We start from the raw sequence: 7,437 nt of genomic DNA on the forward strand, positions 1-7,437 counted from the left end.
ATCAGTTGACCTCGGCGGCTTCCGCGGCCTCCTTCGCCGCCTGAGCCTCCCGGTACTCCTTGCCCCGGAACAGGGTCTCTATCTCAGGGGGCGCCTCACCTTCCTCAGGAAGGTCAAGCTTCTCACGCATGCCGAGATTGATGTCCCACAGGCCGCTGTATTTCTCATCCGTGACCTCGGCCGCCCTGGCCTTGTCCAGCATGATGGTCGGCCTCAGGAATACTAACAGGTTACGCTTTTCACGGGTTTCTGACTCCGAGGAGAATAGTCGGCCAAGAATGGGAATGTCTCCCAGGAGCGGGACCTTGCTCTTGTTGATGCGGACGTTCTCGTTGATCAAGCCACCAAGGACAATGGTTTCTCCATCATCTGCCAGCACTGTGGTTTTAATCTCGCGCTTGTTGGTCACGATGTCCGCAGCGTTGTCCACGCTCGTCGCAACATCTTCTGTCGTCTGCTCCACCACCAGCCGCACCAGGCCATCATCGCTGATACTGGGGGTTACCTTCAGGGTGAGACCGATATCCCGACGCTCGATGGTAGTGAACGGGTTGCTCAGACCATCACCCGCCGTTGCCTGCTGGCCGGTCCGGAAGGGCACGTTCTGACCCACGATGATTTCAGCCTCCTGGTTATCAAGAGTAATGATGCTGGGCGTGGACAACAGGTTGGCTGCCGCCGAGGTGGACAGCGCCTGAAGCAATACCCCCCAGGTGACTCCATCTTCATTTCGCTGACCTGCCCCAAGGGTGACACCCCCCAGCGCCGGAGCAATCACGCTTTCCTCGACGATCTTACCAATTACCTCGCCAAGCGTGACCCCTACGTTATTGAAGTTGGAGCCGATAACCGGGGTGGCGCCACCACCCTCGTCCGCCACAGCGAATTGGACACCCAGACCTGAACCCAGGTTGTCACTGATTTCGACAATGGCCGCCTCGATCATCACCTGAGCCCGACGCACATCCAGCTGCGAGATGATCATTTCCGCTTCCTGCATCATGGAGGGCTCGCCACGCAGCACCAGGGCGTTGAGGCCTTCATCGGCGAATACCGAGAAGCCAGTGCTGTTACGACGACTTGTGCCGCCACCTCCGCCGCCTTCACCTTCGGCCTCGCGGACCACTTCGCCCATCACGCCCTCAATGATTTCAGTAAGGTTCTTGGCATCCGCGTGCTTGAGTCGCACCACTTTGGTGGTGCCGCCGGACGCCGATGGCTGGTCGAGCTGACGAATAAGGTTGCGCATCTTGTCCCGGAAATTCTTGTCGCCACGAAGGATCAGGCGGTTGCTGCGTTCATCCGCCGTGACGCTGAACTTGCGGGATGCCGCATCACCGCCGCCACCGGCACGCCCCAGCTCATCCGGCGCCAGCTCCTGGAGGAGGGTCACCATATCACCCACCCAGGCCTCATTCAGCTGGAGTACTTCCACTTCATATTCCGAGGGGCTGTCGAGGTCACGAACGATCGATTCGATCCGCTGGATGTTGTTCTGGTGGTCACTGACAATCAGTGCGTTGGCTGCGGCCACACCGGCAAGATGGCCATACTTCGCCACCAATGGCCTCAGGATAGGCACCAGTTCCAGGGCGTTGGCGTTGTTGACGGGAATTACGCGGGTGACCAGCTGCTCACTGGGGATGCCTTCAAAGCGGGTCAGATTCTCCGCATTCTGTTTGGCGTCCACCTGCTGGACCACCTTGATCACTTCCTCCCCGGGAATGGCCGTAAAACCATGCACCTGGAGAACCGCCAGGAACAGATCGTAAATCTCGTCCTTATTCATGGGGGCGCTGGACAGAACCGTGACCTTACCCTTTACCCGGGGGTCCACCACAAAGCTGTAACCGGTGATGTCGGCAACCTGAGTGACGAAGGCACGGATATCCGCATCCTTGAGGTTTAACCGCCAGGTACCTTCCTGCGCCTGGGCCATGGTCATCAGCGGCAACAAGAGGGCCACTACCAGGGCCCGCATTAAAGGTGTGGTGAGCTTAATCATGCAACGATCGCGTCCTGTATCGATGAAGCCTTTGGTAGGCTCTCTGATTGTCTTCCGGGGACACCGCCCCCCGATCTTTCCTTATCACAGAGCCACGGCGGGCTCCTCTATTGTGGCAACGCGTAGGTTACCGTGAAGCGGGCGCCATCCCGCTCCACTTCCACTTGCAACTGGGATTCGGAACGCAGGGTTTCCAGCAACTGACGGTCCTGTTCAAGATCCCCCAGCTGGTAGCCATTGATGGCTGTGATCACATCACCCTCACGAAGATTGACCGCCCGGAGCATGGCATTGGAGCCGTCAAACACGTAACCCTGTGAGCCGCCATCGTCCACCGGCTGAAGGCCAAATGCAAGTAACGCGTTCGCACCTTCGCTCGCCAGTTGCTCCTGGGCCTGGTCCAGAAAATCGTCTGACGAACCGACGGTAATCGGTTCCGACTCCATTGAGGCCAGGGCCGGCCCATCACTGTCTTCATCAAATGTCAGCGATTCCAGGGCACCCTGGCGCCGGATCAGTATACGCGCGGGCTCCACCTCCACAAGCTCGGCATTACCCGGAAGCATGTCACCCACCCGATAATGGGCAGTCGTGTTACCCCCGCTTGTCACTATAGCACCCGAGTTCTCAGGCCGCTCCGCTACCATGACCCCCTCCAGGGTAAGACGCAGGCGGGTTTCCGGGGCATTGCGACGAACCTCTTCGGCCACCGGCTGATTCCCGGGAGGGCGGCCAAACAACTCCATGCTGGCCAGAGGGGCACGCACCTGCCCCGCCCCGCCAGCTTTCGGTGCTCCGCTGTTGTATAGCGAGGCCACCGGTTGTTCGTTCCATAACACTGACCAGGTCAGCCAGGCCATACCCACGGCCGCATGAACCACGAGTCCGACAATCAGCAGATTGCCCAGCCAGCGGGGAATCCAGGGCGCTACCTGATAGCGGTTTCGCTTTGCCATCAGAACCGACCTCCCGGCAACAGGGGCTGCTGCACCTGGAAAATCACATCACCAGGGGCGGCGGATGCGGACCACTGTTGCCCGGCCAGATCCACCATGCGCTTGTAGACCCGGATTCCCATCATGCCATCGAAGCCCACAGTAGCGTCTGCCGCCGGTTCCGCCGAACCTTCCTCGGCAATGGTCAGCAGCACACCCTGGCCGGTATCCGCCAGCGTTGCCTGCATGGGCGGGAAGTTCGTGCTCTGACGGCTGTCTCCCATGGGCCAACTGACCTGCCCCCCCGGCCAACGGCCAAGGCCGTTCGCGCTTTGCAGCCGGCCATTGTCAGCGGCAACCCGCAACCGGTCGATAATGATGTCCCCTTCCAGCAGGGCACCGCCACTCTGGCGGATCAGATCCTCGAACTCCGCCACGTGCACCCGTCCGGACGCGCTCATCACCACGGAGGAAGGCCAGCCCAGCATCACGCCCCCCTGAACCTGCGATCCCCGGGTCTCCACGGTGAAGTCCAGCGGCTGTCGCAGGGCGACGACGTCCGGCCACGACAGAGACCAGGAGAGCCGAACCGGACGACGCATCAATTCCAGGCGGGCAGCCCCCTGCCACAGAGACCCGGACACCTGTTGCACCTGCACGCCCGGCGGCAGGCTGGCACCGGAGCCAAACTGCGACCAGACCCACCCGGCCGGCACCCACGCCACCAGCGCTACGGTGTAAACCACCAGCGCCAGCAGCAGTAGCAGGATGACCTTTAACGGTCGGAAAAAAGAGCGTTCGGGAGAGTCGGTCATTATGGTTGGGTCACCATTACTGAACATCGCATAGGCAGTGGACCAGGTGCTGTCGGAAACATTCCGTATTTCCTGAATTATGGCAAGAACCTGCACAGGCTTTGTGACCGTGTTTCACAGGTTTTAAACCGTCACCGGAATTCTACGTGACCTGCGACCCGATTTGAAAACGCCAGACACAAAAAAACCCCGCCCGGGCGTAACCCGGACGAGGTTTATTGAGCGACTGCAACACCCCGGGGGCATTGCAGCGTCAGGCCGTAGGCTGCATTACATCATGCCGCCCATGCCTCCCATGCCGCCCATGTCCGGCATACCGCCGCCACCGGCGCCTTCTTCTTCCGGCTCGTCGGCAATCATCGCCTCGGTGGTGATGATCAGCGATGCAACGGAAGCAGCAGCCTGCAGCGCGGAACGGGTCACCTTGGCGGGATCCAGGATGCCCATCTCCAGCATGTCGCCATACTCTTCAGTTCTGGCGTTATAACCGAAGGAGCCCTCTCCGTCACGAACCTTGGCTACCACCACAGAGGACTCACCACCTGCGTTGAACACGATCTGGCGCAGGGGAGCTTCCATGGCACGGCGCAGGATGTTGACACCGGCTTTCTGCTCTTCGTTGATGGCATCAACATTGTCCAGTGCCGCAATGACACGGATCAGGGTGACACCACCACCCGGTACGATGCCTTCCTCGACCGCTGCGCGGGTGGAGTGCAGCGCATCTTCCACACGGGCCTTCTTTTCTTTCATTTCCACTTCGGAGCCAGCGCCTACCTTGATGACGGCAACGCCGCCCGCCAGCTTGGCTACGCGCTCCTGCAGCTTCTCCTTGTCGTAGTCGGAGGTGCTGTCTTCGATCTGCTTGCGGATCTGCTCAACGCGGGCTTCGATGTCGCTGTTAGCGCCAGCACCGCCGATCAGGGTGGTGTTCTCCTTGGTAACGTTGACACGCTTGGCGGTGCCCAGGTCATCCAGGGTGGTGTTCTCCAGGGTCAGACCCACTTCTTCGGAAATCACAGTACCACCGGTCAAGATGGCGATGTCCTGCAGCATTTCCTTGCGACGGTCGCCGAAGCCAGGTGCCTTGACGGCATTGACCTTGACGATGCCACGCATGTTGTTGACCACCAGGGTCGCCAGCGCTTCGCCTTCGATGTCTTCAGCGATGATCTGCAGCGGCTTGCCGGCCTTGGCCACAGATTCCAGCACCGGCAGCAGTTCGCGGATGTTGGAAATCTTCTTGTCCACCAGCAGGATGTACGGGTCTTCCAGCTCGGCAGACATGCTGTCCTGGTTGTTGATGAAGTACGGGCTCAGGTAGCCGCGGTCGAACTGCATGCCTTCAACCACGTCCAGCTCGTCTTCCAGGCCGCGGCCTTCCTCAACGGTAATGACGCCTTCCTTGCCGACTTTCTGCATGGCTTCAGCGATGAGCTGGCCAATAGTCTCGTCGCCGTTGGCGGAAATGGTGCCAACCTGGGCGATGTTGCGGCTGTCGTCACAGGGCTTGGCCATGTCACGGATTGCCTGAACGGCTGCGGCAGTACCCTTGTCGATGCCGCGCTTCAGGTCCATGGGGTTCATGCCGGCGGTCACCGCCTTGATGCCCTCATTGACAATGGACTGGGCCAGTACGGTGGCGGTAGTGGTACCGTCACCGGCGGAGTCGTTGGTCTGGGAAGCCACTTCCTTGACCATCTGTGCGCCCATGTTCTCGAACTTGTCTTTCAGCTCGATTTCCTTGGCCACAGACACGCCGTCCTTGGTCACGGTGGGGGCACCAAAGGACTTGTCCAGAACCACGTTGCGGCCTTTCGGGCCGAGAGTTACCCTGACGGCATCCGCAAGTGTGTTGACGCCTGCAACCATGCGCTTGCGTGCACTGTCACCGAATCTAACGTCTTTAGCTGCCATAATTATCTATTCCTGTTCGTTTTAAACCAATCGTCTGAAGTGTTCAGCAAACAATCGGATTGAATGCGTTATCCGGGTTGCGGCAGGCGTTAGCCTTCAAGCACACCGTAAATTTCGTTCTCGCTCATGATCAGCAGTTCTTCGCCGTCGATCTTGACGGTGTTGCCGGAGTACTGACCGAAGACCACTGTGTCGCCTTCCTTTACCGCCAGAGCGCGGGTTTCACCATTTTCGAGAATCCGGCCGTTACCGACAGCCACTACCTGGCCCTGGGACGGCTTTTCCTTGGCGTTGCCGGGCAGCACGATACCACCGGCGGTTTTCTCTTCTTCTTCCTTACGGCGTACGACAACACGGTCGTGTAGCGGACGAATTTTCATTCTCGGTTTCTCCAATGTCAGGCTGTCTTTGACAATGACGTTGCGTTAAAAGCCGGGCCAGTAACCCTCTGTTTTGCAGATGATTATCTGGCCACAGCAAACTTGTGTGACCTTAATGGGGGTGGCCGTATGGTTTTCAACACCCCGGATAAAAAAATTTCTACTTTTTTTCGATGCGATCGTGATCCCTTTCGGTTTCGTCCCGGTACTCCCCTTCAATGGGGTCATCGCCACCCGGGCGGCCCCCGAACGGGCCCTGGCCACCAAATGGACCTGAACCGCCGGCACTGAAGAAAAAGCTACTACCCTGCCCCCGCACGACCATGCGCTTCATAACCTGATGCACGAACCAATGCCGCGTGCCCGGGATCAGGCACAGGAAACCGATGGTGTCGGTGACAAAGCCCGGGGTCAGCAACAGCGCGCCGCCCACGGCCAGGATCAGCCCTTCGGCCACCTCCTTCGCAGGCAACTCACCACTGTTCAGGCGCTGATTGGCCCGGGTCAACGTGGCCAGCCCCTGCTGCTTGAGCAGCGCGGCGCCGATAACCGCGGTCAGCAGCACCAGGCCAATGGTGTTGAGTACGCCGATCATGGTGCCAACCTTGATCAGCACCGCCATCTCCAGGATGGGCATGACGACGAAAAGAAAGACGAATACTGGCAATGGATGCCTCCCGACTGGCTGTTCATTATTTAAAATGGAGGCCGCCCCCATTTTTCCGGATTCCGTTGAGAGACCGGACCTTTGGTACACTCAAGCCTCCCGAACTTCATAACATCTGGGCACATCATCAAACTTCAAGATTGTGCCTCGATCGGAGCTGAGCCGGTGGTAAACGATGGAACCGACGCGCGAACAGAAGATCTGGCAGGTGGTGCTGGCCATTCCCCCCGGCCGTGTGGCCAGCTATGGCCAGGTGGCGGATATGGCCGGGCTTGGCCGCCAGGCCAGGTTCGTGGGCAAGGCGCTGGGCAAATTGCCCACGGGCCATTCGGTACCCTGGTTCCGGGTCATTCGCACTACCGGCCAGATCGCTTTTCCGGAAGGATCCGAGACCTTCGAGCGGCAAAAATCCCTGCTCGAAGACGAAGGCGTGGAGGTCGTTAACGGCCGGGTGGATATAGGCCGGTTTCGCTGGTGCCCTTGAGATGCTCTGGCTACCCGATAAGACCCTTTTTTGGCCACTAAATCCACGAAAACCACTAAAGTTACAGAATGAATTTTTCGTGGTTTTCGTGGATTTAGTGGCCAGGAATTTCTTTTCTTTTAGCTTTTCTTTCCGAGATGGGATGGTCTCCTCCCCACTCCAAATCGGCGTCGTAATGCGCCAGGATAGATGTTGCAGACACTATCCAACGAGCTAAGGAGGAGACCATGCACG

General features: G+C 59.0%; 7 protein-coding genes. 1 reads left to right on the plus strand and 6 read right to left on the minus strand.

What is annotated here, in order from left to right:
• Position 1: 1 nt before the first annotated feature.
• From gspD to ACFOZ5_RS14930, 6 genes are all read right to left on the minus strand, one after another.
• Positions 2–2,005 carry a type II secretion system secretin GspD gene (gene gspD / locus ACFOZ5_RS14905; RefSeq protein WP_379888697.1) on the minus strand — a complete coding sequence of 668 codons (2,004 nt, stop codon included), beginning with the start codon at positions 2,003–2,005 and terminating at the stop codon, positions 2–4.
• A gap of 107 nt (positions 2,006–2,112) precedes the next feature.
• On the minus strand, positions 2,113–2,961 hold the full coding sequence (locus ACFOZ5_RS14910; protein WP_379888699.1) for a type II secretion system protein N: 849 nt from the start codon (positions 2,959–2,961) through the stop codon (positions 2,113–2,115).
• Positions 2,961–3,755 (minus strand): type II secretion system protein N, encoded by a 795-nt coding sequence (gene gspN / locus ACFOZ5_RS14915; protein WP_379888701.1) that lies wholly within the window; start codon positions 3,753–3,755, stop codon positions 2,961–2,963. The genes ACFOZ5_RS14910 and gspN overlap by 1 nt, the downstream gene beginning before the upstream one ends.
• Before the next feature lie 270 nt (positions 3,756–4,025).
• On the minus strand, positions 4,026–5,672 hold the full coding sequence (gene groL / locus ACFOZ5_RS14920; protein WP_379888703.1) for a chaperonin GroEL: 1,647 nt from the start codon (positions 5,670–5,672) through the stop codon (positions 4,026–4,028).
• 89 nt (positions 5,673–5,761) lie between these two features.
• Positions 5,762–6,052 carry a co-chaperone GroES gene (gene groES, locus ACFOZ5_RS14925; protein WP_379888705.1) on the minus strand — a complete coding sequence of 97 codons (291 nt, stop codon included), beginning with the start codon at positions 6,050–6,052 and terminating at the stop codon, positions 5,762–5,764.
• Between the two features lie 160 nt (positions 6,053–6,212).
• Positions 6,213–6,719, minus strand: coding sequence for an FxsA family protein (locus ACFOZ5_RS14930; protein ID WP_379888707.1), 507 nt, complete (start codon positions 6,717–6,719; stop codon positions 6,213–6,215).
• Positions 6,720–6,894: 175 nt separating this feature from the next.
• On the opposite strand from ACFOZ5_RS14930, the gene ACFOZ5_RS14935 reads away from it, so the two are divergent.
• Complete coding sequence (locus ACFOZ5_RS14935) at positions 6,895–7,203, plus strand: MGMT family protein (RefSeq protein ID WP_379888709.1); 309 nt, start codon at positions 6,895–6,897, stop codon at positions 7,201–7,203.
• Positions 7,204–7,437 lie beyond the last annotated feature (234 nt).

It is taken from the genome of Marinobacter lacisalsi, assembly GCF_042651045.1.
Taxonomy (GTDB): Bacteria; Pseudomonadota; Gammaproteobacteria; order Pseudomonadales; family Oleiphilaceae; genus Marinobacter; species Marinobacter lacisalsi.

Excerpts from the sequence above, each read along its gene's own strand:
- gspD (WP_379888697.1), bottom strand. The coding sequence starts at position 2,005 with ATGATTAAGCTCACCACACCTTTAATGCGGGCCCTGGTAGTGGCCCTC.
- ACFOZ5_RS14910 (WP_379888699.1), bottom strand. The coding sequence starts at position 2,961 with ATGGCAAAGCGAAACCGCTATCAGGTAGCGCCCTGGATTCCCCGCTGG.
- gspN (WP_379888701.1), bottom strand. The coding sequence starts at position 3,755 with ATGACCGACTCTCCCGAACGCTCTTTTTTCCGACCGTTAAAGGTCATC.
- groL (WP_379888703.1), bottom strand. The coding sequence starts at position 5,672 with ATGGCAGCTAAAGACGTTAGATTCGGTGACAGTGCACGCAAGCGCATG.
- groES (WP_379888705.1), bottom strand. The coding sequence starts at position 6,052 with ATGAAAATTCGTCCGCTACACGACCGTGTTGTCGTACGCCGTAAGGAA.
- ACFOZ5_RS14935 (WP_379888709.1), top strand. The coding sequence starts at position 6,895 with ATGGAACCGACGCGCGAACAGAAGATCTGGCAGGTGGTGCTGGCCATT.